Raw genomic sequence first — 24,121 nt, 5'->3', positions numbered from 1 at the left:
GATGTATTTTCTTTGTGACTCATTGCTTTGGTCGGCTGAGTCACTTTTTTATTTGTTGCCAAGCTTTTTGCTTTTCGATGCGCTGCTGACTTAGGATGGTTGGTTTATTGTGTCTCCACCAGCGATTAGCAATTATTACGCCTATTTTTAGTGCTTCAGCTCTATTCATTTTCATCACCAAAAAGTCTCTGTTGTCTGTTCAGTTGATCAATTTCCATGCGGAGCGCAGTTTCTGGTAACCACATTTCAATAAATGAAACAGCATCATCAAATCTCTTACGAGGTAACTCGCCATATCTTGGGATTGAAAAGGTACGTTTAAATTCAGACCAAAATTTTGAGAATACTTTTTTGCTGATTTCTTCATAAGCTCGGCTTTCTTTTCCCCCTAGAACTTCCATAACTTTCGTATTTCCTTTTTGCTTAATTTCAAACTCTTGTTGTCCGCTAATTCGCATAGTATCTTTAAGCATGGAAACATCTTTTTTAACATCTTTCATTTCTTCTAATTGATAAATCATCATATCTTCAATTGTTTGAGGAACAGTATTCTTGCGAATAACATCTTCCATTTCGTTGAATGCTTCAATGTATTTTTGTTTGAAGTAGATAGCTTTCTTTCCTGTAAACCCCATAGCCAACAAGAAAAAACCATCTCTACTAATGAAGAAAACTCGTCGATTTCTGCCGTATGAATCTGGTTCATTACCTTCCACAAACATCTGCTCAAAATTGAGCACATCTTCTTTTAACTTTTCAATATCTCTCAAAACATTTTTGTGTTCTTTTTCAAAACTATCTGCGACTTGCAAACTCGTAGTCACAGCTTCTTTATTTTTCAAAATTACTAATTCTTGCATTATTTCTTCTCTCCTTTTGATATAATTTAGGTAAAAAAATGGTGGTGTATATAATTGGATATTTCAGATACTCCTTACTATCAAAAATTGATAGCTTCTTCAAAATTAATCGGTGAAACCATTGCTCCTTCTCTATATGTCGTTAACGCTATGCAGCCTGCGATAGAACAAGCTAAAAAATTAATTGCAAGTCAAGATACTCTTATAGCTTCGCAAGCAATACTCAATGATTCTCTCATTCAAATTGTCGAGAACCGCAACAAATCTATTGCTAATATGATTCCTCCTTCTGTTTTCGCAATACAGAAACAATTAGAATCTCCAAGTTTTAATATTGCTAAAAAAATGGCAGCTACTATGCCAAAACCTTATTTTTCTGATATCTCTAAAATCACAGAAAAATTTGCCGTTGACATGTCTAAGTACGACTTCAGAATAGGGGTAGCTACCCAAGAATTAGAAAAAGCATTTTCTTCCGAACCGGAAGTTAGTACAAAAAATCTACTTTTTAAAGACACTTCTAATCCATCTGATGAGTTTGAGGCCAAGTTTTTTGATATCCTTAATGAGCAAAGGAAAGTCCTTGATGATTCTATAAAGCTTTTTGAAGAAATAAATACAGCCAAGAACAAAGATATAACTAATGAACCATCTGAAAAACAACAAGCTTCACCTGCTTTCTACAAAGATAAAATGTGGTATGCTGAGGAAATTGCTTCAGACTTATTAAGCCTTGTGGTATCAGCTATTTTTGTAAATGTTACTGTAGACGACCCATCAAATACGTTAATAATCGTTTTTCTTTTAAGTTGTCTACTACGTTTTATCAAGCCAAATAACTAACACGTTATATTGCCTGACAATAAACCTATAATGATGGGACATTGCTAAATTCAATAGATTTGTTTCTTCATCTCAAACTTCACAGCTTGATACTCGCTATATCCCTCCGCAACTAGATGAATTTGACTAGGAAATTCTCCAGTTTCTTTTACAAATTCTTTGATGAGATCGTTAAAATTTTTCTTCAAATTTTTTTCGTCTATAGAAATTAGGCTTTTTTTCATCTAGTCAGTCCCTCCCGGCTGGCTTTTTTGTATCCGCGCAATTAATTAAAAACAACATTATTCCGAAGATAACGCCCATAGTCAGATTAAAATGAGTAATGGATATTAACATTGCTATAATCAAACCCATCACTAATGCGTCTAATTTAGTCATAACCTTACCTCTCTATTTTTGATTTCTAACATCCGCAAATCTTCAAGCTCCGTCGCAATAAGCTCTGCTTGTCTATCTGAAAGCTCATCGGCTTTTCTAAGCGCTGCACGATCTTCTTGCAATTGTTTTCTACGCTGTTTAATCAGACCTAGAATTTGATGTTCTTGTTGAAATGTGTACATTTTTATTTAGCACCCCCTAAATACTTCCATAGTTCATTTTCAATAAATTCAATCATCCCTGTTGCTTTAAAAAGCCAGCGATCACTCTGAGAAACTGGATAATATACAAATCCGCCATTCTCAACATCTAATTTTTTAATTAAACTTGGATTATTCAAAATATTATCTTTTAACCATTTAGCAGAACGATTTGTTCTGGATACAAAGTCTTTCATAGTAAACATTTTTCCTCGAAGGTCATTCGCTTTAAGTTCTTCGAATTGAGTTTTTTCAACAAGAACCATTTCGCTAGGAATTTGGATTGTTACCAATGCTTCTATTTGTTGACTCAACTAAATTTCCTCCTTTTCTAATTCAGCAATAGCTGCCTCAATTGGTTTAACCTGTTTAACCTGTCTATCAGGCTTTCTACGCCCATTCATAATGTCAGACATATAAGCTCTCGAAATATTAATTTTATCTGCCAACCATGCTTGGCTTTTATCATGTTTGGCTAACGCCACACGAACTTTTAAAATGAAATCTTGTGACATAACTAACTCCTCCTAAACATCCATTCTTGTTTGTCTTAATTCGAACTTCGTTACACTAGACGGTTCCCAACTATTAATAAATTCCATAACCTTTTCATAGTGTTTAGCTCTCAATTGAGTACGAGCCCCTACACCTGAAATCTTTTTGACTCCACCGTTTATATCTTTGAAGAGTAACCCGATAGTTTTACGATCCGAGCGATTTATTGAGTAAGCATCCGCTACTTCGTAGACTCTTTTATTAATTCGAGAAGAAATAATGCTGTATTCACCTTGTGGCAATGGCTGATTTTCTTTTAAATCGAAAACTTCTTGTTCAATGGCATCCACTCGTTGATTAGTTTCCTCACTTGCTTCTAAAGCTAGTAGTGCCAATCCTCTTTTTGTAGTTGGAATGGATACTGATTTCTCTTTTATTGTTTTTTCCATTTCATTGAATGCGTTTATATACTGCAATTTAAACTGCAATGCTTTCTTTCCGGTAAATCCCATAGCAAGCAATGTAAATCCATCACGATTCATAATTATTTGACGATATTCTTGTTTGTTTTGCGGATGGATATAGGTGTCTTCATAAAATAGGTCTGTCCAATTTTGGACACCCTCTTTTAAATTATCTAAATCACGTAATACATGTTGGTGATTCTTTTCAAATGTTTCAGCAACTTGTAGACTTGTCGTTACTGCTTGTTGGTCTTTCATAATTACTAAATTCGTCATTTGTATATCTCTCCTTTTTGATATAATTCTCTTATCAGTAAGTGGTCTACTGAAATAATTAATTTAAAGGTAGTGAAAATATATGGCACAAAAGTACCAAAAAGTATGCTTAAATGGTCATCAGTTGAGTGTCACTAGCATTTCCCCGTCCGATCCAGACGAATTTTGTTCTAAATGCGGTTTACAAGTAATATCCACATGTCAAAATTGTCACGCTCCAATCCCCGGATGGTATGAAAATGAGGAAATAATGTATATCGGAAAAAGAACAGCGAGTTTACCATCGTATTGTTCTAAATGCGGAAAGCCTCACCCTTGGATACAAACAATATTGGATAATGCAGCTGAGCTAATTGCGCTCGATACCGAATTAAGTGAACCTGAGAAGATTGCGATAAAAGCGTCTATCCCTGATTTGTTAGTCGAAACTCCGAAAACTCCTATCGCTGAAGCAAAATTTAAAATCTATTTTGCAAAGATGGGACAAGTTGTTAAAACCGGAATGTACAATTTGATAGTTGATGTAATTTCTGAATCTGTTAAAAAATCTATTTTTCCAGATTAGTATTACCACACCAACAACAATAATTTGAATTTTTTCTTATAACACGATTGCACCAAGCGCATTTGGCGTAATCGTGTTTCCTTTTTAAATATTTTAGGTAGCCATTTCGTTTGATAGCCTTCTTACTTCTTTGATTAAATCTACCGAACATCCGTTTCTTCCTCCCTCTCAATTATTTGTAAGCTAATAAAATTAGCTTTTTAAAAACTTATTTACAAAGTAAATTTGTCCTTTGCCTGTCACTTTAGGTGTTTTATTAATTGAGGTATGACCATCTGAATGAGAAACAACCGTTTCTTTCACTTCAAACAACTCAAGTTCCATTGATTTTTGAGTAGGCATGTTCCAGTCGGTACCTTTGCGCTTGATGAGATAACCCTTTTCCCGTAACCATTTGAACAAACGTCCTGCACCTATATCTACACCGTTCTGTTTGATTAACTTTGCTAAATCACCAACCAAGATACTTGTGTAACTCGCACTAACTGAATCGGCAAATAATGCTTTGGGTTTCATTTCTTCATTTTCAAGTTGTAACGTCTCTATCTTTCTCTCAAGGATTTGCCGGCTTCGCATTAAGATCATTTCTTCGCTATTCCATGCTTTTTCCACTTGAAGAAAATACTGCCTAGCTAACTTTCCTTTCTCTGATCGTTGAATCATAGAAATTTCTTTTGCCATATCTAACTTCAAAATATGGTCTTGAAGTTCTCGTCTCGCTAGGGTGTTAAAAACTTTACACCCTACAAAATCTTCACCTTCACTAAATCCATACTTCAACATTCGTTCAAACCAACTTGAATATCTTTCGGATACTTCTAAAAATTCGTGAAGTTCTCTCGCGCTTACTAACTGTTCGTTGTTCTCGTTTGTTGTTACTTTGATTAGTTCTTTCATTTGTTTTCCTCCCCTGCATAAACAATTCCCAATTCAGCAGCAATCATTTGACGGTATTTTCTAGCATTTGGCCCATCTTGTATTCTGGAAACTACTTGTTTTGTGTAAGTTGGGGACTTACCTATGATTTGAGATAGTTGCTTCCAAGTCTTGTTTTGCCGATCCATTTGAATCAACACTATTTCTTTGAAATCTGTAATAAGCATCCCGATTCCTCCTTTTTTATTATTCAACTAGTTATTAAGCTTTTTTCTAAACTATGTGTTGACATGGTTTAAACTATAGTTTAAAATCAATGCATAGTTAAATAACCCTAAAAAAACCATAAATCAACATTTCTAAGTTTGGCGACCGTGAAATTGTTTATTTTTTATTGGTTCTCTTTAGTTTTTGTTTGAAACTTAATAACTAGCTTACGAAAAAAGTATATAAAACTTAAGTTTAATTGTCAATGGATTTTTAGCATAAAGTTTAACTTTTTTCTAGGAGTAAGAGAGGAAGGCTTTTATGACAGCTTTTGATAGACTTAAATATCTTTGCGACAAGCAAGGTATTTCCATTAATAAGCTCGAAGAAAAAATTGGACTGGGGAAAAATACTTTATATGCATGGAAAAGAAAAACTCCAGGGGGTCATAATTTACAATTAGTTGCTGATTATTTTAATGTCACTACTGATTATTTATTAGGACGCACGGATATCCCTACTCCATTAGATAAAAACATTGAGGAGGAGCTTGATCCATTGGTTTATTACCGAATGGACGATACCGACATGTCTCCAGAAGATATGGAGGAAGTTAGAAGACAGATTGAATTCGCGGAAAAATTAGCAAGAGAACAAATTCGTAATCGTAAGGGTGGGAACTAAGATTTGAAATATATAAATAGAAATGAGGAACTAACAAAAGATGAATATTTAGAAATTACATCATACGTATTGCCACTGCAAACTAAAGTAGGTGAGTATTTTAAACTCCAAATAAAAGATTTGAGATGGCACCATTATGTTAAGTATTGTATAGAAAAATTAGGCTACGAAATTTTATATTATGACTATGGTGACACAGCATCAAAATTTATATCTGGAAGAACCAGGTTAATTGATGGTGTTGTCTCCATTATTGTAAATAAGAACCATACACACAATTCTGGAAGACAACATTTCACAACTTTACATGAAATAGCTCATGGTTTTTTACATTTAGAAAAGGGAAAAATAGACAAAATATTTTTCAGTGCAAAAACAATTCCAGCTCCTGGAGATAAACGTTCTGAAACAGAAGCGGATGTCTTAGCTTCTGTGATGATGATTTCTGACAAGTCAATAGCTGAGGAAATGAAAACAAAACCAACATTTGCTGGATTGTGTTTTAAATTTGAATGCTCATACGCTAATTTACTGATGAGACTTAAAAATTATTTAGTATTTAATTTAGATATGAATAAAAACTTTGCTTTAAAGTTAATTTTAGATTATCGAGATTATGATGATACAACTATATGTGAAGTAATCAACCATCTTTCTTCTTTTAACTATTATTATTTTCATACAAACATATTTCAAGGAATAAAAGCTTTAGACTATGAAACTGCTCTAATCATAGTCGATACTTATACAAACTATACTAAAAGCATTATGTCAGATAAGGTAAAAGAAATAATAGCATCATCAGTTATCTATCAAACTCAATTTATTAGCGCGTAAATTTTTCACAAAAAAGCCCGTGCTGGCACACGGACTCATACCTCATTTCTGAGATCACAAATATATTATAACAAGAAGTGAGGAATATTTAAATGGAACAATATTTAGCGGAATTATCTACTAATGAAAGAATCTTAGTCAACTCAGAAGTTGAAAAAAACAGTAAAAGTAGTGTTGTTGCTTGGCTTTTATGGTGGTTTACTGGTACTTTAGGTGGTCATCGTTATTACATGGGAAAAACCGGAACAGCAATTATAATGACAATTTTAACCTTAACTTTTTTCGGATTGATTATTTCTGGCCCATGGGCATTAATCGATGCCTTTTCTATCAATAGATGGATAAGAAAAAATAAGGAAGATGCAGAAAGAAAAGCTATCCAAAATATTTTATTGTACAGAAACAAAGGCTAGATTTTGACTCGTTAGTATCTCTTGTAAGATTAAAAACACGCCCCACCGACCATAGCGAGCGTGTTCTAAGAAAAAACTAACCTACACAATAGGCTTATTTACAATGCCTATTGTATCAGAGAAAGAGAGCTGATTCAATCATGGCAAGATTTGTAAAGCGTGGCAATAGTTGGCAATATGAAATTTCATATAAAGATGAAAATGGGAAATATAAAAAATTAAGAAAAAGCGGATTTTATAAAAAGAAAGATGCTATTGCAGAAGCCGCTGACATAGAATTAAAACTGGCTAAAGGTTTAAAAGTCACAAACTCAGATATTAGCTTGTACGATCATTTTAAACAATGGATCGATGTGTACAAAAAAGGAAAAGTCACTAATATAACTTTTCGTAAATACGAAAATACATTAATGAATATAAAAAAATATTTTCCACATGATACGCTTAAAACACTTACCAGAACAAAATATCAACAACGGTTAAATACATTTGCAGAAACACACGCTGACGCATCAGTAGAACGTTTGAATATACATATTAGGGCGAGTCTAATTAATGCTATTGATGAAGGAGTCATTCCGTATGATTTCACTAAAAAAGCGGTAATAAAGGGGAAATCTCCTGGAGTTAAAGAACAAGATAAGTTCTTAAATTATGAAGAGTTTCAGAAATTAATGAGTTTGGCAAAAGAAAAACTAGACCCTCGTTTCGCTTCACGGTTCATGATTCTTGTAGCAGGAGCAACTGGTATGAGGTTTGCTGAATTATTAGGTCTCACTTGGGATCGTGTGGATTTAAATAAAGGGATAATTTCAATTGATAGAGCCTGGGATTATCAAGATAAAAACGATTTTTGTCCTACTAAAAATATTCAATCAATTAGAAAAGTTCCTTTAGATTCAGAAATGGTTTCTATAATTTCTGATTTCAAGCAAAAGCAATTAGAACTCTTTGAAAAATTAGATATTGTTCCTAAACATGATTTTGTGTTTTATAATGCAAAAGAAGGCTTAATTTCCAACAACGCAGTAAACAAGAAATTGAAAGAGTTGCTTAAACAGTTATCGATTGAAACACCTCTCACGATTCACGGTTTAAGACACACTCATGCTTCAGTTTTGATTTTTAAAGGAATTAATATTATGGCTGTTTCAAAACATCTAGGACATAAAAATTTGGCAGTGACGATGGAAACATATAGTCATGCTGTAAAGGAACTTGAGGAAAGAGAGGAAGAAAAAATAAAGCAAGTTTTTCATGATTTGATGAAAGTATAACTACATTTGGCACACATTTGGCACAAAAAAAGAGATAAACACTGATACAACAGCGTTTATCTCTTAGTTTTTATGCCAGCTATAGGGATCGAACCTACGACCTACGCGTTACGAGTGCGTTGCTCTACCAACTGAGCTAAGCTGGCGCTTTTCAATGAAATTATAAACGCATTTCTTAAGAATGTAAAGAGAAAATCAGAATTTTTACGTAATTTCATGATTTTTTTCATAAAACGTGGTATAATTGATATGAAAGGCAGGTTTTATGAAAATGGCAACTTTTGGAAAATTTGATACAACTATCGTACCGTCGGAATATGGCGAAAAATTCACGATCGATACACACGTGACATTTACGATTCATGGCAAACCGCAAACTGGAACGATTTCAAAACAACTAAAAAATTCCGCTGTTGTTGAAATTGATGAAACTGCAGAAAACGCCAATTTGATGACTCAAAGCAAAGGTGTAATGATTGTTAATTACAAAGAACTAAAGAAGATTTGACTTAGACCATCTCTGTGTTTCGGGATGGTTTTTTTTGGACAAAAAAACAGAGCTGCGATCATTCGTGATCCGGCTCTGTTTTTTAATGTTTTTGATGATAACGTTGTTTTTACTTACTTCGTACCGAATAGACGATCGCCAGCGTCACCTAATCCAGGAACGATATAGCCATGTTCATTCAGTTTTTCATCTAGAGAAGCTGTATAGATATCGATATCAGGATGTGCTTCTTGCAAAGCTTTTACGCCTTCTGGTGCTGCAACAAGACAAACGAATTTGATGTTTGAAGCGCCACGTTCTTTCAACGCATCGATCGCCATGATCGCTGAGCCCCCTGTTGCCAACATCGGATCTACGACAAATAATTGACGTGCATCGATATCTTCAGGAAGTTTCACAAAATATTCATGTGGTTCAAGCGTTTCTTCGTCACGGTACAACCCGATATGACCCACTTTAGCTGCTGGGATAAGTTCTAGGATACCGTCGACCATTCCGATTCCTGCACGCAGGATGGGGATGATTGCGACTTTCTTACCGGATAATGTTTTTTGTGTCGTTTCAGTGATTGGTGTTTCGATGACGATATCTTCCAATGGCATATCACGTGATACTTCATATGCCATCAGCATAGCGATTTCATCGACAACCTCACGAAAAACTTTTGTTCCGCAGTTTTTGTCACGAATGATAGTTAGTTTGTGTTGAATCAATGGATGGTCGATCACTTGAAATTTGCCCATTTTTTAGTTCTCCTTTGTTCTGTCGTTTCTTTTTAATTGTAAAACAAAATCATGCGGTTGACTAGTCAAACTCGCTATTTTTCGCAAGAAAATCAAAAAGAGGCAGGACCTCACTTCGTCCTATCTCAAGCTTTTCTTCAATATTTGAACCATCGCACAGTGATTCCTTCTTTTAGTTCCTTGGTTCACTGAGCCAGCTTGTCGAAAGAGCCATTGCTGCTCGAGCGGCTTTTGTCTGATCCATTGAATTGACCATCACAAAATCATGGATGATCCCTTGGAAGCGTACTTGCGTCACTTCTACGCCTGCTTCTCTAAGTTTTCGCGCATATGCCTCTCCTTCATCGCGCAAGACATCCGCTTCCCCTGTCAAGATCATGGCAGGGGGTAGGCCTCCCAATTCATCCAGACTAGCACGCAATGGCGAGGCAGTGATCTCTGCGCGCTCGTTCTGATCGGTCGTATACTGGTCCCAAAACCAGATCATCCCTTCTTTCGTCAGGAAATAATTCTCTGAAAATTCATGATATGAATCGGTATCGAATGACGCATCGGTGACCGGATAATACAAAAGCTGTTTATGGATAGGTAATCCGTGGCGTTTTTTGGTCAGCAACGTCATGACAGTTGCCATATTCCCGCCAACTGAATCGCCAGCTACAGTAAGATAATTTAGATCAAGGTTCTTCGTTTTTGCCAAATTTCCCAATTGCTGCAAGATCGAATAGTTTTGTTCGATCGCTGTCGGATATTTCGCTTCAGGAGAGCGGCTGTATTCTGGAAAAACAACGACTGAATTCGTTCGCACGGCTAATTCCCGAACCAATTTGTCATGTGTTTCTGCGCTACCGAAGACCCAGCCAGCACCATGGATATAAAAAATCACCGGAAGCTTCTCGATGTTGCTTTCCGGACGCACAAAACGGACATTGATTTTTCCCCATTCTCCTGTGTCGATCAGCATATCTTCAATATCGACCAAGGCTTTACTTACTGGAGAATCCTGGACTTTTTCCAGTAAAGCTCTGCCTTCTTCAGGATCTAATTCATAAATACGTGGATGAGGTGCATTTGCATCACTGAATGAAACAGCTTCTTTTTCTAATGAGATTCTTTCAGTCATCGTGATTCCTCCCTGGGTTTTGGTATGAAGAACGAAATACACTTCATATACTAGAGAGCATTCTCAAGATTGTCAAAGAAACCGTTCTCTTACGTCCTTTTTGCTTATAAAAAACCATCAGATATCTGCTTTATGCACTAATATCTGATGGTTTGCTCATTTATTTTTTATATAAAGGATATTTTTCAGTCAATTCACGTACGCCTGCTTTGACTTCGTCTAATTGTGCTTCGTCCTCTTTAGCTTGTAATGCTTTGACGACCAACTCTGCCACTTTTGCTGCGTCTTCTTCTTTGAAGCCACGTGTCGTGATTGCCGGTGTTCCGATCCGGATACCGCTTGTTTTGAATGGACTCAGTGATTCGAATGGGATCGAATTTTTGTTTACAGTGATATTCACACTGTCTAAGATACTTTCTGCTTCTTTTCCGTTCAATCCAAGATCACGGACATCGATCAGCATCAAATGGTTATCTGTTGCGCCTGAGACGACTCTTGTTCCGATTGACTGATTGAAGACCTTGACCATTGCTTTGGCATTAGTGATGATCTGTTCACTGTATGCTTTGAATTCAGGCTGAAGAGCTTCTTTGAACGCTGCAGCTTTCCCAGCGATGACATGTTCAAGCGGTCCGCCTTGGATGCCAGGGAAAACAGCGCTGTTGATTTTTTTCGCCAATTCTTCACTGTTTGTCAGGATCATTCCGCCTCTTGGTCCGCGTAATGTTTTATGCGTTGTTGTGGTAGTGATGTCTGCATAAGGAACTGGGCTTGGGTGGACACCAGCGGCTACTAGGCCAGCAATGTGTGCCATATCTACCATGAGTTTTGCGCCTACTTCATCAGCGATCTCTCTGAATTTCGCAAAATCGATCGTTCTGCCGTAAGCACTCGCACCTGCTACGATCAGCTTCGGATGATGCTTTCTTGCCAAGATACGCACGACATTGTAATCAATGACTTCCGTTGAAGGATCGACACCATATGCGACAAAATGATAGGTTTTCCCGCTGAAATTCACAGGTGAACCGTGTGTCAGATGGCCGCCTGCTGATAGATCCATACCTAAGATCGTGTCCCCAGGTTCGACAAGAGCCAGATAAGCAGCTGTATTCGCTTGGGAACCAGAATGAGGTTGCACATTCGCAAATTTTGCACCGAATAATTCTTTCGCACGATCGATCGCTAGATTCTCAACGATGTCGATATATTCACACCCACCATAGTATCGGTGACCGGGATAACCTTCTGCGTATTTATTGGTCAAAATACTGCCTTGAGCCGCCATTACCGCTTCTGAGACGAAGTTTTCGGAAGCAATCAACTCCAAGTTATGTTCTTGTCTTCCTTCTTCTTTTGCGATTGCTGCCCAAAGATCAGGGTCAAACGTTTTGTAATCTACCACAAACAACAGCTCCTTTTGATTGTTTCATTTTTTTGTTTCTTTCCCATGCAACAAAAAAAGTACGGCTTTTTTCATTGATTGGAGATTTGCTTGATTGCATTGTATCATACTAGAAAAAGCAGCAATAGCCCTTTGTTTATTTTTCAAAATAATTTTGGCCCGCCGCTTTTTTCAACCGGTTCATATACGCACTGCCCAATCCTTTTTCTGGATAAACCTGGACAAAAATCAGATCAAGTCCTAGGGTCGGCTCATCTAAGCCTCTCAAACCGGCAAACAATCCTTTAGCTGCAGCTTCTACTGTTTCGTCGTAGTACATATACACTGCTGCTGCGTCCACACGTACTTGTTCCGCAATTGCTGGCCCAGCGATGACTCCGGCACGAATACCTTGTTCCTTTGCCCATTGGAGTGCTGCTGTCCAATCGCCTTCTTTCACCATCTGCACGCGTGTATCCGGAGAATAGTGTTTGTATTTCATCCCGGGTGCTTTTGGCGTTTCATTTTCTTTTACCAGATGCTGATCCATAACGACAGGAGAATCGATCACTGCCTCCAACTGCTCGCTTGTGACTGCGCCCGGACGTAGGATCATCGGTGGTGCGGTCGGATCACTCAGATCGACAACCGTTGATTCGACGCCGATACGTGTAGCTCCGTCTTCAATGATCCCAGTGATTTTTCCTTGCAAGTCATGATACACATGTTCTGCTGCAGTTGGACTTGGTTTTCCTGAAGTATTGGCACTCGGTCCAACAAGAGGAACACCGGCAAGTTCAATGACTTCAAGCGTCTTCTTGTTATCCGGCATCCGAAATGCAGCTGTGGATAAACCTCCTGTGACTACACTAGGAAGAGCGTCCTTTCTGATTTTAAAGATCAATGTGAGTGGTCCTGGCCAGAAGTTCTTCACAATTTTCTCAGTCATAGGATGAAAGTTGTCCACATACGCCTTGACTTGTTCAAACGAGGAGACATGCACGATCAGCGGATTGTCTTGTGGGCGCCCCTTTACGGCAAACACCTCTTTCACAGCATCCGGCAAAAGCGCGTTCGCGCCTAATCCATAGACTGTTTCAGTTGGAAAAGCGACTAGCTTCCCTTCCTTCAGTGCCTTTGCTGCTTCCTTCAACTCTTTTTCATTATATCGTTTCGTTTCCACAGTCTATCCACAACCCCTTTTTGTTAAAATCCTGATTTATTCCTTTTTATCTCCAAGTTATCCACTGACTGTGGATAATCCATTTGTCAATAGTGGATAAACCTGTTGATAATCCAAAAACTCGTTTTCATCCTTTTGAAATAGGTGTTTTTTTATAATAAAAAAACAAATAAAAAATTTTTCATCCACAGATTATCGATGGATACGTACCATCCGATCATTCCCAAATAAATCTTTTTTGATTGCTACTTTTTTAGTTGGAAACGCCTGCTGGAAGATTTCTTTCACTGCTTCTCCTTGCTGAAAGCCAATCTCTAAAAAAATCTCGCCGTTTTCTTTCAATACGTTCGGTGCTTCCTGCGCGATCTTGCGATAGACAGCTAAACCGTCTTCTTCAGCGAAAAGCGCCATTTTCGGCTCGAATGTCCGGACACTTTCATCCATCAGTGACCATTCAGATTTACTGATGTAAGGTGGATTCGAAATGATCAGATCGAATCGCTGATCTTTGACTGGCTCTAAGGTATTTCCATGATAAAAATGTATTTCTATCTGTTCCTTTTCAGCATTTTCTTCTGCGACAGATAATGCCTCTTTTGACAAATCGATAGCTGAAACGTCCCAGTCTTCTCTAGCAGATTTCAAGCTGATGGCTATCGCCCCTGTTCCAGTTCCGATATCTACAACTTTCTGCACCTTTTCGTCGATCTCGTTCAAACACCAATCGACTAGTTCTTCTGTTTCTGGGCGAGGGATCAGCGTTTTTTCGGTCACTTTCAAACGATGATCATAAAAATCAGCATACCCCAGCAGATATTGCGGCGGATGTCCTTCTTCCAGTGATTTTAGGTCTGTCTCGATCATTTGCTGGTCTTCTTTTGAGATGGGTTCATTCATATGAAGGAGCCAGTCCAGTTTTTGCCAGTTCTTTCGTTCAAGAAACAGAAACTGGATACTGTATCCTTCTTTTCCTTGCTCTTCTAAAAAAGAAGAAGCCCGTGTCAGGACTTCTCGATAGGTCGTCTTACCCATTTTGCATAGCTTCCAGTTTAGATGTCTGATCGTACATGATCAGTGCATCCACGATTTCATCCAGCTTTCCTGCAAGGATCTGATCCAGTTTCTGGATCGTCAAGCCAATGCGGTGATCTGTTACCCGGTTTTGCGGAAAATTATACGTACGGATGCGTTCTGAACGATCGCCTGTCCCTACCGCTGATTTTCGATTAGCATCATATTCGCTTTGTGCTTCTTGCTGGATTTTGTCATACACGCGAGCGCGCAAGATTTTCATTGCTTTTTCCCGGTTTTTCAATTGGGAACGTTCATCCTGCATCGCAACGACGATCCCTGTTGGCAAGTGAGTCAATCGAACGGCAGAAGCTGTTTTATTGACGTGCTGTCCACCCGCTCCTGAAGCATGATAGATGTCTGTTCGGATATCTTTGTCTTCAATATCGATCTCTACTTCTTCTGCTTCGGGCATCACGACGACTGTCGCAGTCGATGTATGGATACGACCTTGTGATTCTGTTGATGGGACACGTTGGACGCGATGTGCACCACTTTCGTATTTTAATTTTGAATAAACGTTGTCTCCGGTGATCATCATGATGACTTCTTTGTAACCGCCGATCCCTGTGACGCTTGTTTCCATCACTTCTGTTTTCCAGCCTTGTGCTTCAGCATACTTTTGATACATGTTGAAGAGATCTCCGGCAAATAACGCTGCTTCGTCCCCTCCGGCAGCGCCGCGGATTTCCATGATGATGTTCTTGTCATCGTTAGGATCTTTTGGTAAAAGCAAGATCTTGATTTTTTCTTCCAATTCTTCTTTTTCTTTTTTCAGATCAGATAATTCTTCTTTTGCAAGTTCGGCCATTTCATCGTCCAGTTTTTCGCCAAGAAGTTCTTCTGTATCTTTGATCCCTTGGACGACTTCTTTGTAACGACGGTAGACTTCGACGGTTTCACGCGTGTTTGCTTCTTCTTTTGACAATTGCATGAAACGTTTTGTATCAGAAATGACTTCTGGGTCACTCAGTAATTCGCCGAGTTCTTCGTAACGGTCTTCAATTGCTTGTAATTGATCGTACATGCTTATTCTCCTTCTATAAATGTTGATGGATGGAAATAGTGGTTTCGGCAGACGGGGTAATAGGCTTCATTGCCGCCGATCTGCACTTGGTCTCCTTCATAGACCGGTTTTCCATCGATATAATGTAAATTCATGATCGCTTTTTTATGGCAGAACCAGCAGATCGTTTTCATTTCTTCGATCTTATCTGCATAAAGCAATAAATATTTCGAACCTTCGAACAATTCGTTTCGAAAATCATTTTTCAAACCAAATGCCATGACTGGGATATTTAATTCATCGACAATCCGAGTGAACGCAATCACATGCTTCTTTTTTAAAAATTGCGCTTCATCGATCAAGACACAATAAGGTTTTTCCTCCATCTGCTGGATCACATCGAATACATCTGTGTCTTCAAAGATCGGCATTGCATCTCGTTTCAACCCGATTCTGCTTGAAACGACGCCTACACCGTCTCTTGTATCTATACCACTTGTCATCAGTACGACTGGTTTGTTTTGTTCCTCATAGTTATGCGCTACTTTTAAAATCTCGATCGTCTTGCCGCTATTCATCGCGCCATACTTAAAAAATAGTTGTGCCATGCTTTCGTTCACCTTCCAGTTTGTTCCTATGGTATTATACTTGATTTTCACTATTTTTTACAGTCAGAATTTTCATCCATTCCCGAACACATGCTAAAAAGAACTAAGCCAATTTTTTTACAAGGATCAGGCAGGGATTCCATTCGTCCCAGAGAGCGGGAAAAACTTCTAGTCTGGAAAATCCTAATGATCCATAAAACTGAATCGTACGATCGTATTCTGGATAATGACCTTCATCTACCGTTTTGACTTGAAGGTACTTATAATGCTTTTTTGCATAATTCTCAGCCTCTTCAAAAAGTTTTGTACCCAGTTTTTGGCGCTGCGCACTTTTTTTGATGCCCATACAGTAGATTTCGATGGTGTCTTTGCTTGTAGGGGACAGCGTGATGAAGCCTATGTTCTCACCTTGTTCTTTAACAGACCAAAAAGGAAGTGTTTTTGATTTTTCAATATATTCTGCTGTTGCTTCCGGAAGACCGAACCATTCTGGGAGGTCCTGCAGTATCTCTTGAGCACATCTGCTTTTTTCTTCGTCGTTTGTTACAAAAAGAATCATCCTGTTTTCTCCAAGAATTTTTTATTTTGAATTGAGTATACCATGTTTTGTTTCTATCTTCGTACTATGTGAAGAAAAAGTAGTATAATAGACGAAATTCCGCAAATTCGCATAAGGAGCTGTTCCCATGACAAAAAACATATTCGATTCGATGGCCAGTCATTATGATTCGCCAGAACGTCAGCAACTCGCTGAGATCATCCGAAAAGAAGTCCAATCACAACTGCCAAAAGACATTGCTGAAAAAACACTGCTGGATTATGGCGGCGGCACTGGTCTGGTGAGTCTGCCGCTTGCGAAACGTTTCAAAGAAGTGATCATTGCAGATGCCTCAGAAGCAATGCTTGAAACTGCAGAGAAAAAAATCCAGCAAGCAAAGCTGGAAAACGTTCGAACGATCCATGCCGATGCCACGGTTTCGTTTCCTACAGTGCAGGCAGACGTTATCTTGCTGTCACTCGTATTGCTCCATATCCCGGATACGGACACTATTTTGAAGAAACTCCATGAACATTTATCGGCTGATGGTCAGTTGTTCCTCGTGGATTTCGATAAAAACGAAGCCATCAGCCACCCCAAAGTCCATAATGGGTTCGAACAAAAAGTGTTAGAAGAACAATTGGAAGAAGCTGGTTTTATCCCGTCTGAAAGTCATACTTTCCATCACGGGTCAAAAATCTTCATGAACCAAGATGCCTCGCTCTTCTTATCAATCAGTAAAAAGGCTTGAAAAAACCTGCTGCAATTTTTTGCAGCAGGTTTTTTCAATTAGATTGTTGGTCAGATGACCTTGATTTCTGAAAGCGGCCAATAACGGAATACTACTTTTCCTTGGATCATGTCTTCGTCGACTAAACCAAAGATCCGGCTATCTTTTGAGATCAGACGGTTATCGCCCAAAACAAGATATTTTCCTTTTGGTACAGTGTATTCAAAATCACTCGTAAAGTTTTTTGAACTTTGTGCTTGTGCCTGGAAAGCTTGGCTGTAAGAATACTCTCCCTGCAGCTTATCTTCTGCAAACTCTTTTTTGAATTGATCTAAGTAAGATTCATCATATTTTTTTCCATTGATCGTCAACTGGTCATTTTCCATTTTCACAGTATCTCCAGGCATCCCAATGATCCGTTTCACGATCATCCGGTCTTCTTCTCCCGGTTCTTTTGTAGTGATGATATCTAAACGTTCATATTTCGAGATTTTCGACGAGATCAACCGCTGTCCATCGCTTAACGTCGGGTCCATCGAATGTCCATTTACAGTGACTGGCGTGAATACATAAACTCGCGCGAGCAAAATACCCGCCAATACGAGGATCAGTATCCCCCAGTTTTTCAAAAAATCTTTCACAATCTACCTCCTGCTTGCTTTTCTATCAGTTATTTTCTATTTTTTTGCATGATTTGTTTTTACTTTCTTTATTTTACATTTTTTACAAACTAAAAGAAAGAATAAGTATCGCTCTTCACAATTCTTTCTTATTTAGGTGAAGGTGAAAAGAGGTTGTGACAACTGCGTTCTGCTTTAAGGAATTAGGACACTGAACAGAAAATAGCTCTTCATATTTTCTTGTTCAGTGAACTTATTGCCGAGAAGCAGCAGTTGGAACACCGTAAATCAGAGGTTGTGAGCCTGCCGTTCAACTCTGAGGCACAAGGAACAATTTCAACAAACAGCTTCTCATGTTTGATGAATATTGTGACTTGTGCCCGAGGAGTTGGCAGGAGAACACCGTGAATCAGAGGTTGTGAAAAAGCTGTCCTGCATCAAGTAATAAGAACAGACAAACAAAAATAGTTCTTCATATTTTTCGTTTAGTTGGGCTTATTACCGCAGATGCAAGCTTTTGAACACCGTTTAGTGGAGAGGTTGTGACAGAAGTGGACAGCTTCAAGAAATAAGAAGGAATTTACGAAAATAGCTTCCCATATTTTACAAAATCGTGCCTTATTGCCGATAGGCTATCTCTTGGACACCATTTATTCGGAAAAAGAAGACTGCAGTCAAAGCCGCAGTCTCCTTTGTCTTCTATCAAGAACGTCTTCTTCTTTGGGTGCGGCTGTAAACCACTGGTTCATCCGCTTCCTTTTGTTCTTTTTTGACAATCAGTTTCAAGCGATATGGTTCATGGTATCGCAGACCATCTTTGACGAAATCACCGCCAACGATGAATAATCCAACTGGTTCAAGTGTTTCTTCTTCTGAATCCAGATAGATTTTTCCGACTTTCTCCATATCGGCATAACTGCGCCCGATATTCAGTACATACTCTTTATCCGCTATTTTTTTGACGTAATAATACGGATAGAGTGTATTTCGATCAACTAGAAAGCCGTCCATTCGTCCTAGGTCGTTGACACTGATTTCCCCTTTTTCGATCAAATAGCGCATATTTTCTGCTAGTTTCAGTTGATAATCTTCATCATAAGAAACTGCGATTTCCTGCGTATTTACTTTATCGATGCTTCCGCCTCTTGTCGTTGTTTCTTCTGTTTGGATATTGAAGGCTTCATCCGGCAGATATTTGACAAAAAGCTGTGTCACATCTGCTTTCGTGTTTTTGTCCATGAAATAATAAAATACATTCAGGACGATGAAATAAACCAACACTAAGAACACGATTCCATAAAGGAAAAATTGCAGATAATTTTGATTTTGCCAAAGTCCGTAAATGATCCGTAAAAGATATAGAGTAGGAATCACACTCAAAACCGTATATCCTCTGTTTAAATATTTTGGGCTGATATCCAAGTAGCCCAAAAATTTATGGACGCTGTTGATAATATCTAATAGAAACGTCATTGTGTATCACCTGCTTGCTGATTATCTGTTGGTACATTAGCTGTCTCGGGTGTTTGCGGAACAGTTTTCGTGGCAGCGTCCCCTTGTGTTCCGGCACTTGGTTGTGTACTGCTTGGTGTTGTCGGTACACTAGTACTTGTATCTGTACTTACGCTCGTACTTGTGCTCGTCGAATCATCGAGATTCCCTTCGTCCGTTCCGGTAGTTGTAGATTCGCTCGAGCTGTCTTGTATATTCATCGAATCATCAGAGGAGACAGTCGTATCCTCCCATGTTGTTGTAGTTGTAGTCGTAGTCATCGTTTCATCTGGGCTTTCTGTAGTCGTTTGGCTAGATGTTGCCCCTGCAGAAGAGGTTGTGTTCGTTTCTTCGACAGTACTTGAGCTGGAGCTTGGCGCACGATAGCTCGAACTATTGACGACACCTGTGGCAGTAGCGACAATCGTTGAAATTGTCAACACAGCGATTGGCTTCAAAATAGGTGCTACTTTTCGCATCATAATCTCTTCCTTTTAGTTGTATTTGTCATCATGTCAGTTTGTGTAAATGAGCGATCTGCTCTTTCTTATGTTTATCATAAAAACCTTATATTTTTCTTACGTTTTTCTGAAAGTTTCTTATAGTTTTTTATCCTATCACTCAAATGTGACGGTGGAAGCTTCTAAATAAGCTTTTGCTTCTCGGTTGACCTTTTTCAGATCACAGCCTTGCTGTTTTGCGGCAAAGACACAGCCACAGTAGCATTGGCGGAAAATATCATATTCTTTGCACATTTGAATCGATCGTTCATAACCTTTGTTTTTCTTGAAATCACTTGGGAGGTAATGCGTCCCGTATATTTTTTGGATGTCCATCCCGATTTGGTTGATCAGTGCGGCGTTTTTCTTAGGAGAGATCGTCAAGGCACTGCCAAAATAGTCATAGCCTAGTTCCTGTGCTTTTTGTGCGACAAGGTCCAGACGCATATTGAAGCAGGCGCTGCAACGGGCCCCACCTTCTCTTTCCTCCGCTAAGCCTTTTTCCATGACCATCTGATTGAATACGCTTGGACGGTAGTCGTCCACGATCAGCGTCACTTGGTTCCCTGTTGCTTCATTGAATTCGTCAATAAAACGTTTCTGTTCATGGAGCCTTCTCAGATACTCGTTTTTGGGATGGATATTCGAATTTGAAAAAAACATGGTGACTTCTGCATGCTGGCACATAAATTCTAATGTATGCGTACTGCAAGGCGCACAGCATGTGTGGATCAGGATCTTAGGTTTCGTTTGTTCTTTTTCCCATTGCTGGATCATTTTTTTCAATACGGTGTCGTAGTTTATTTTTTGGTTTTTCATTTTTTCAACGATTATTTCTGCATCAATCATTTTGTTATTATTCCTCGCTGTTTTTCCAGAGTTTTGTCTCATTATAAGCCATTTTTGCAAAAACCTAAAGGCTCTGTGTTATGTGCTTAATAATTTCTTTGAGTATTGTTGCTACTCCCTGTATACTTGAAGAAACGACTATGAAGGAGGATAGCTCTTGTGAAAGCTGATCTTGTTTTTCGGAAGCTGAAACGGCGTGGAGAGCGGTACGCATCCAGCCATTTTTCTTCTATTCAAATCATTGTTTTTTACTATATTTTAATGACAGTTCTTTCTTTTATTCTTTTTTGTCTTCCGATTTTTCGGGAACCAGGCAGTCATGTGTCATTCATCGATTTATTGTTTATGGCGATTAGTACAGTCAGCGTGACAGGGCTGTCTACTTTTGATATCAATTCTGTTTTCAATGACAATGGTGTCATCTTATTGGAAGTCTTGTTCCAAGTAGGAGGGTTGGGGATCATGATGATCTCGACCGCTTTCGTTATCTTTTCAAGACGCAGGATCACTTTGCGGCAACGTCAGCTGATCATGACAGATATGAACCAGCCACGTTTGTCCGGTATCGTTCGGCTTATCCGTATCACCTTCGCTATCTTATTATGGTTCCAGATGCTTTTCGGCACATTCTTCTCTTTTTATTTTTACTACAGAGGATATTTCGACCGTTGGCGGGATGCTGTTTTTTACGGCTTTTATCAAGCGATATCAGCAGTCACGAACTCTGGGTTTGATGTGACAGGAGATTCGATCAAACCATTTGCCCATGATTATTTTTTCTTGATCCTCATCATGTTCTTAATTTTTGTCGGTGGGATCGGTTTTCCTGTATTGATGGAATTTCGTGAATGGGTGCTTTACAAAAGAACCAAAGCCAAGCTGCCTTTTCGTTTTTCGCTATTCACCAAACTGGCTGTTTTGGCATTTGTCGTCTTGTTCATCAGCGGTACATTACTGATCTATTTTCTTGAGAAAGATCATCTTTTCCAAAACTCAAGTACAAGTGTGAAGTGGATTAATTCGATGTTTTATTCGATCACGACTCGAAATGCGGGTTTGCAGATCCATGACCTTGGAGACTTTCAGATTACTACGCTGATCATTTTTTCATTGCTGATGTTCATCGGCTGCAGTCCTAGTTCTGTCGGTGGCGGAATCCGAACCACAACTGTAGCGATCATCGGACTTTACCTTTATTCTTTCTTGAAAAGTGAAGACAATATCAATATCTTCGGACGTAGGATCGATCAGGATGATGTACGAAAATCAGTCGTTGTTTTCATGCTATCTTTAGGGATGTGCTTCTTTTTTATCGTCTTTTTATCAGCGACTGAAGAACAGTCACTGATTTCGATCATCGTAGAAGTCACCTCTGCTTTCGGGACAACTGGTCTGTCTCTAGGGATCACAGGAGACCTATCGACAGTCGGAAAGATCACGATTGCAGCACTGATGTTCATTGGTCGAATCGGTATGCTTTATACGTTGATGCTGTTTGTTCCAAAAGAAACCCGGGATCTGGGCTACGAATATCCAAGTGAGAAGATCATTATCGGATAAAAATGAAGATAGCTACAAAGCTTCTCTCTGATACGCTTATCTGGCTCCTGTCAAAAGACAGTCCGGATAAGCTTTTTATGTTCGCTAGCCACAGCTTAGAATCACAAAAAACATCGAAGATAAGAAGATCCATCATCTTATCTTCGATGTTCATCCATAATATTAGCAGCTGATGTGTTATAACTCTATTTTTTGAGCGAAGCATTAACTGAAAGAGAAACTTTTTTTTGATTCCTGTCTGCGTTTTGCTTGAGTAAGTCGTTATTGACAGCATGGCTCAAATTTTTACTCTTGTTTACTGTATCTGATAGACTTCTCTTTTGCAGTTGCTTTGTTTCCTCCAATTTTTCGCCTTTTGAATTTGTAGTATCCTTTGTGCTCTCTTCCGTATGAAGTGAAATGGGATGTTCTGTGGCAACCTCTGCTTTTCCTTGTGTCTTATTCAAGTGAGGACTTAACGAGTATTGTTCTGGATTGAACAAAAATCCTAGCGACAAGTTTAGAAACATCATTCCTTTGTCTTTGTCCCCTTCTGATTTCTTGCTGTCAAGGTCTCTTCTCACGCGTGGTCGTGCGTCAAAGTCTCTTCCCTGTGAAAGATCTCTGATAATCATCGTAACCATTTGCGCATCCTCAATTTGTAAATTTGCTCGTAACATATTCATTTTCTTTTTCATTTTCTCTTCATCAGAAGTCAATGCTTTCGCCACAGCTTCTTTCGATAGCTTCGGCAATTTCTGATATTCTGCTAATCGGTCCACGAAATTCTCAAAGCCAGAAGATGATAGTACATCATTAAATCTATCTTTGTAATCATTTAGAATGTCTCGCCCACTACTAGCAAAATTTCTTGGGCTTCTCTCGTATTTTAAGAGATCACCCGTCCTTGACCCAAGATGTGTTGTTTCATGTATGATCGTCTCAAATGGAATTCTTCTTAACTGTTTATCTGGCATTATATCAGGATTTAAATGGAACGCGTCTGCTAAAATGAATATTCTACATTGTGGATCTTCTGGGCATACAAACGCATTTGTAATTTGAGTTGTTGGAAACTCTGACACATAATTTTTTAAAAAATCGTCCCATTTCAAATCAGTAGTCACAATCCAAACATTTTCAAAACCAATATCTGCTGTTTTTTGGAGGATCTGCTCTCCTTTTTCTGCTATGGATTGTAGTCTCTTGATAATTTTCTTCAATATCTGCTTTTGATTAGGCGCATTCACCAATTCGAACATTTGAATCAGGTATTCACCTTCACGAGTGTCAGAAATGGCTTTCTTTCTCGATAACCTTTGGCAGACTCTTTTCATATTGGCATATATGCTTTTCGCATTCTCAAATTCTAGTGCAAGCTCGACTTGAAATGGTTTGATAAAATCTGGTGTCTTGCTTGTATCAAGACCCGCAAATACCCGAAATTTCTTCTGAGGATGAGGGCTAAGACGTTTGCATGTGTACTGAAGAAACTCACGATCAATAAACGTTTCATCTGCAATCTCGATAGGATGAGTAGGGATGAAGCCAGATAATTCTTTAGGTTTTTCCTTCGAATTCACTTTTCTTGCTTGTTTTGGAAGGCATACCTTGGCTTGTCTCAACTTATTCCATTCATCAGCTCTATCTTGGATGACAGGCAGTCCATTAATTTTATTTTTTCTTTGTAGTTGTGTTCCTGATGTTCCTGGTTTTGATGACCCTGGTTTTGATGGCCCTGGTTTTGATGGCCCTGGCTGTGATTCTCCTCCTGAATCCGACGGACTTAGTTGTATTTTTGGATTTAACGATTCTATTTTTGATGAATTTTCCAAAGAACTAGCTGTTTCAGT

General features: G+C 38.6%; 30 protein-coding genes and 1 tRNA gene. 9 read left to right on the top strand and 22 right to left on the bottom strand.

Translation table 11 applies throughout. From position 1 onward, the window contains the following. Positions 1-161: 161 nt before the first annotated feature. Positions 162-860, bottom strand: coding sequence for a Rha family transcriptional regulator (locus G7Y42_RS07840; protein WP_165037865.1), 699 nt, complete (start codon positions 858-860; stop codon positions 162-164). 54 nt (positions 861-914) lie between these two features. On the opposite strand from G7Y42_RS07840, the gene G7Y42_RS07835 reads away from it, so the two are divergent. Continuing rightward, a complete protein-coding gene (locus G7Y42_RS07835) occupies positions 915-1,703 on the top strand; it encodes a hypothetical protein (RefSeq protein WP_165037863.1) in 789 nt (262 codons plus the stop codon). Positions 1,704-1,753: 50 nt separating this feature from the next. Here the strand turns inward: G7Y42_RS07835 and G7Y42_RS07830 are convergent, their stop codons facing one another. The 5 genes from G7Y42_RS07830 to G7Y42_RS07810 all read right to left on the bottom strand — a co-directional run bounded on the left by G7Y42_RS07830 (position 1,754) and on the right by G7Y42_RS07810 (position 3,516). Further along, positions 1,754-1,927: a hypothetical protein gene (locus tag G7Y42_RS07830; RefSeq protein WP_165037861.1), complete on the bottom strand. Its 174-nt coding sequence runs from the start codon at positions 1,925-1,927 to the stop codon at positions 1,754-1,756. 150 nt (positions 1,928-2,077) lie between these two features. Beyond that, positions 2,078-2,263, bottom strand: a complete 186-nt coding sequence (locus G7Y42_RS07825; RefSeq protein ID WP_165037859.1) for a hypothetical protein — start codon at positions 2,261-2,263, stop codon at positions 2,078-2,080. A 2-nt stretch (positions 2,264-2,265) separates the two neighbouring features. Further along, positions 2,266-2,595 carry a DUF771 domain-containing protein gene (locus tag G7Y42_RS07820; protein ID WP_241161932.1) on the bottom strand — a complete coding sequence of 110 codons (330 nt, stop codon included), beginning with the start codon at positions 2,593-2,595 and terminating at the stop codon, positions 2,266-2,268. Further along, a complete protein-coding gene (locus tag G7Y42_RS07815) occupies positions 2,596-2,796 on the bottom strand; it encodes a helix-turn-helix transcriptional regulator (protein ID WP_165037857.1) in 201 nt (66 codons plus the stop codon). A gap of 12 nt (positions 2,797-2,808) precedes the next feature. After that, positions 2,809-3,516 (bottom strand): Rha family transcriptional regulator, encoded by a 708-nt coding sequence (locus G7Y42_RS07810; RefSeq protein ID WP_165005274.1) that lies wholly within the window; start codon positions 3,514-3,516, stop codon positions 2,809-2,811. 82 nt (positions 3,517-3,598) lie between these two features. On the opposite strand from G7Y42_RS07810, the gene G7Y42_RS07805 reads away from it, so the two are divergent. Further along, complete coding sequence (locus G7Y42_RS07805; protein ID WP_086311562.1) at positions 3,599-4,081, top strand: DUF2321 domain-containing protein; 483 nt, start codon at positions 3,599-3,601, stop codon at positions 4,079-4,081. Between the two features lie 192 nt (positions 4,082-4,273). Here G7Y42_RS07805 and G7Y42_RS07800 read toward each other — a convergent pair whose 3' ends face one another. Beyond that, the gene (locus G7Y42_RS07800; RefSeq protein ID WP_165005275.1) at positions 4,274-4,978 is read right to left on the bottom strand and encodes a phage antirepressor KilAC domain-containing protein; all 705 of its coding nucleotides are present in this window, start codon (positions 4,976-4,978) and stop codon (positions 4,274-4,276) included. Beyond that, entirely contained in the window at positions 4,975-5,184 is a 210-nt protein-coding gene (locus tag G7Y42_RS07795) for a hypothetical protein (RefSeq protein ID WP_146811745.1), read from the bottom strand. Before G7Y42_RS07795 ends, G7Y42_RS07800 begins: the two co-directional genes overlap by 4 nt. A 301-nt stretch (positions 5,185-5,485) precedes the next feature. Here G7Y42_RS07795 and G7Y42_RS07790 point away from each other — a divergent pair, with 301 nt between their 5' ends. The 4 genes from G7Y42_RS07790 (at position 5,486) to G7Y42_RS07775 (ending at position 8,375) form a co-directional block, all read left to right on the top strand. Continuing rightward, entirely contained in the window at positions 5,486-5,848 is a 363-nt protein-coding gene (locus G7Y42_RS07790; RefSeq protein WP_146811743.1) for a helix-turn-helix transcriptional regulator, read from the top strand. A 3-nt stretch (positions 5,849-5,851) separates the two neighbouring features. After that, on the top strand, positions 5,852-6,685 hold the full coding sequence (locus G7Y42_RS07785; protein ID WP_165005276.1) for an ImmA/IrrE family metallo-endopeptidase: 834 nt from the start codon (positions 5,852-5,854) through the stop codon (positions 6,683-6,685). Positions 6,686-6,777: 92 nt separating this feature from the next. Continuing rightward, on the top strand, positions 6,778-7,098 hold the full coding sequence (locus G7Y42_RS07780) for a TM2 domain-containing protein (RefSeq protein ID WP_129156226.1): 321 nt from the start codon (positions 6,778-6,780) through the stop codon (positions 7,096-7,098). 140 nt (positions 7,099-7,238) lie between these two features. Beyond that, positions 7,239-8,375, top strand: a complete 1,137-nt coding sequence (locus G7Y42_RS07775; protein ID WP_165005277.1) for a site-specific integrase — start codon at positions 7,239-7,241, stop codon at positions 8,373-8,375. 73 nt (positions 8,376-8,448) lie between these two features. Here G7Y42_RS07775 and G7Y42_RS07770 read toward each other — a convergent pair. After that, a tRNA-Thr gene (locus tag G7Y42_RS07770) sits at positions 8,449-8,521 on the bottom strand. 119 nt (positions 8,522-8,640) lie between these two features. Between G7Y42_RS07770 and G7Y42_RS07765 the strand changes: the two genes are divergently transcribed. Next, positions 8,641-8,883, top strand: a complete 243-nt coding sequence (locus tag G7Y42_RS07765; protein ID WP_165005278.1) for a hypothetical protein — start codon at positions 8,641-8,643, stop codon at positions 8,881-8,883. Positions 8,884-8,996: 113 nt separating this feature from the next. Here G7Y42_RS07765 and upp read toward each other — a convergent pair whose 3' ends face one another. The 8 genes from upp to G7Y42_RS07725 form a co-directional block, all read right to left on the bottom strand. Then, complete coding sequence (gene upp / locus G7Y42_RS07760) at positions 8,997-9,626, bottom strand: uracil phosphoribosyltransferase (RefSeq protein ID WP_002294095.1); 630 nt, start codon at positions 9,624-9,626, stop codon at positions 8,997-8,999. 172 nt (positions 9,627-9,798) lie between these two features. Next, the gene (locus G7Y42_RS07755; RefSeq protein WP_165005279.1) at positions 9,799-10,749 is read right to left on the bottom strand and encodes an alpha/beta hydrolase; all 951 of its coding nucleotides are present in this window, start codon (positions 10,747-10,749) and stop codon (positions 9,799-9,801) included. Between the two features lie 160 nt (positions 10,750-10,909). Next, positions 10,910-12,154, bottom strand: coding sequence for a serine hydroxymethyltransferase (gene glyA, locus G7Y42_RS07750; protein ID WP_165005280.1), 1,245 nt, complete (start codon positions 12,152-12,154; stop codon positions 10,910-10,912). Positions 12,155-12,290: 136 nt separating this feature from the next. Next, positions 12,291-13,316 carry an L-threonylcarbamoyladenylate synthase gene (locus tag G7Y42_RS07745; protein ID WP_165005281.1) on the bottom strand — a complete coding sequence of 342 codons (1,026 nt, stop codon included), beginning with the start codon at positions 13,314-13,316 and terminating at the stop codon, positions 12,291-12,293. Positions 13,317-13,508: 192 nt separating this feature from the next. Beyond that, entirely contained in the window at positions 13,509-14,348 is an 840-nt protein-coding gene (prmC, locus tag G7Y42_RS07740) for a peptide chain release factor N(5)-glutamine methyltransferase (protein ID WP_165005282.1), read from the bottom strand. After that, positions 14,341-15,414, bottom strand: coding sequence for a peptide chain release factor 1 (gene prfA / locus G7Y42_RS07735; RefSeq protein WP_165005283.1), 1,074 nt, complete (start codon positions 15,412-15,414; stop codon positions 14,341-14,343). Before prfA ends, prmC begins: the two co-directional genes overlap by 8 nt. Positions 15,415-15,416: 2 nt before the next feature. Continuing rightward, positions 15,417-16,001, bottom strand: coding sequence for a thymidine kinase (locus tag G7Y42_RS07730; RefSeq protein ID WP_165005284.1), 585 nt, complete (start codon positions 15,999-16,001; stop codon positions 15,417-15,419). Positions 16,002-16,104: 103 nt separating this feature from the next. Then, on the bottom strand, positions 16,105-16,560 hold the full coding sequence (locus G7Y42_RS07725; protein ID WP_165005285.1) for a GNAT family N-acetyltransferase: 456 nt from the start codon (positions 16,558-16,560) through the stop codon (positions 16,105-16,107). A gap of 127 nt (positions 16,561-16,687) precedes the next feature. On the opposite strand from G7Y42_RS07725, the gene G7Y42_RS07720 reads away from it, so the two are divergent. After that, positions 16,688-17,290, top strand: a complete 603-nt coding sequence (locus tag G7Y42_RS07720; protein ID WP_165005286.1) for a class I SAM-dependent methyltransferase — start codon at positions 16,688-16,690, stop codon at positions 17,288-17,290. Positions 17,291-17,340: 50 nt separating this feature from the next. Here the strand turns inward: G7Y42_RS07720 and lepB are convergent, their stop codons facing one another. The 4 genes from lepB to G7Y42_RS07700 all read right to left on the bottom strand — a co-directional run bounded on the left by lepB (position 17,341) and on the right by G7Y42_RS07700 (position 20,729). Further along, positions 17,341-17,910 carry a signal peptidase I gene (lepB, locus tag G7Y42_RS07715; protein ID WP_165005287.1) on the bottom strand — a complete coding sequence of 190 codons (570 nt, stop codon included), beginning with the start codon at positions 17,908-17,910 and terminating at the stop codon, positions 17,341-17,343. A gap of 681 nt (positions 17,911-18,591) precedes the next feature. After that, positions 18,592-19,362, bottom strand: a complete 771-nt coding sequence (locus G7Y42_RS07710; protein WP_165005288.1) for a DUF6681 family protein — start codon at positions 19,360-19,362, stop codon at positions 18,592-18,594. Then, entirely contained in the window at positions 19,359-19,859 is a 501-nt protein-coding gene (locus G7Y42_RS07705) for an A-agglutinin attachment subunit precursor (RefSeq protein ID WP_165005289.1), read from the bottom strand. The genes G7Y42_RS07710 and G7Y42_RS07705 overlap by 4 nt, the downstream gene beginning before the upstream one ends. Positions 19,860-19,997: 138 nt before the next feature. After that, complete coding sequence (locus tag G7Y42_RS07700; RefSeq protein ID WP_165005290.1) at positions 19,998-20,729, bottom strand: epoxyqueuosine reductase QueH; 732 nt, start codon at positions 20,727-20,729, stop codon at positions 19,998-20,000. Positions 20,730-20,888: 159 nt separating this feature from the next. On the opposite strand from G7Y42_RS07700, the gene G7Y42_RS07695 reads away from it, so the two are divergent. Then, a complete protein-coding gene (locus G7Y42_RS07695) occupies positions 20,889-22,289 on the top strand; it encodes a TrkH family potassium uptake protein (RefSeq protein WP_165005291.1) in 1,401 nt (466 codons plus the stop codon). A gap of 185 nt (positions 22,290-22,474) precedes the next feature. Here G7Y42_RS07695 and G7Y42_RS07690 read toward each other — a convergent pair whose 3' ends face one another. Then, positions 22,475-24,103, bottom strand: a complete 1,629-nt coding sequence (locus G7Y42_RS07690; protein WP_165005292.1) for a hypothetical protein — start codon at positions 24,101-24,103, stop codon at positions 22,475-22,477. Between the last annotated feature and the right edge of the window lie 18 nt (positions 24,104-24,121).

This window comes from Enterococcus sp. ZJ1622 (assembly GCF_011038845.1).
Taxonomy (GTDB): domain Bacteria; phylum Bacillota; class Bacilli; order Lactobacillales; family Enterococcaceae; genus Enterococcus_B.
The sequence above is the reverse complement of the archived record's forward strand: the minus strand, read 5'-3'. Positions and strand labels throughout refer to the sequence as shown.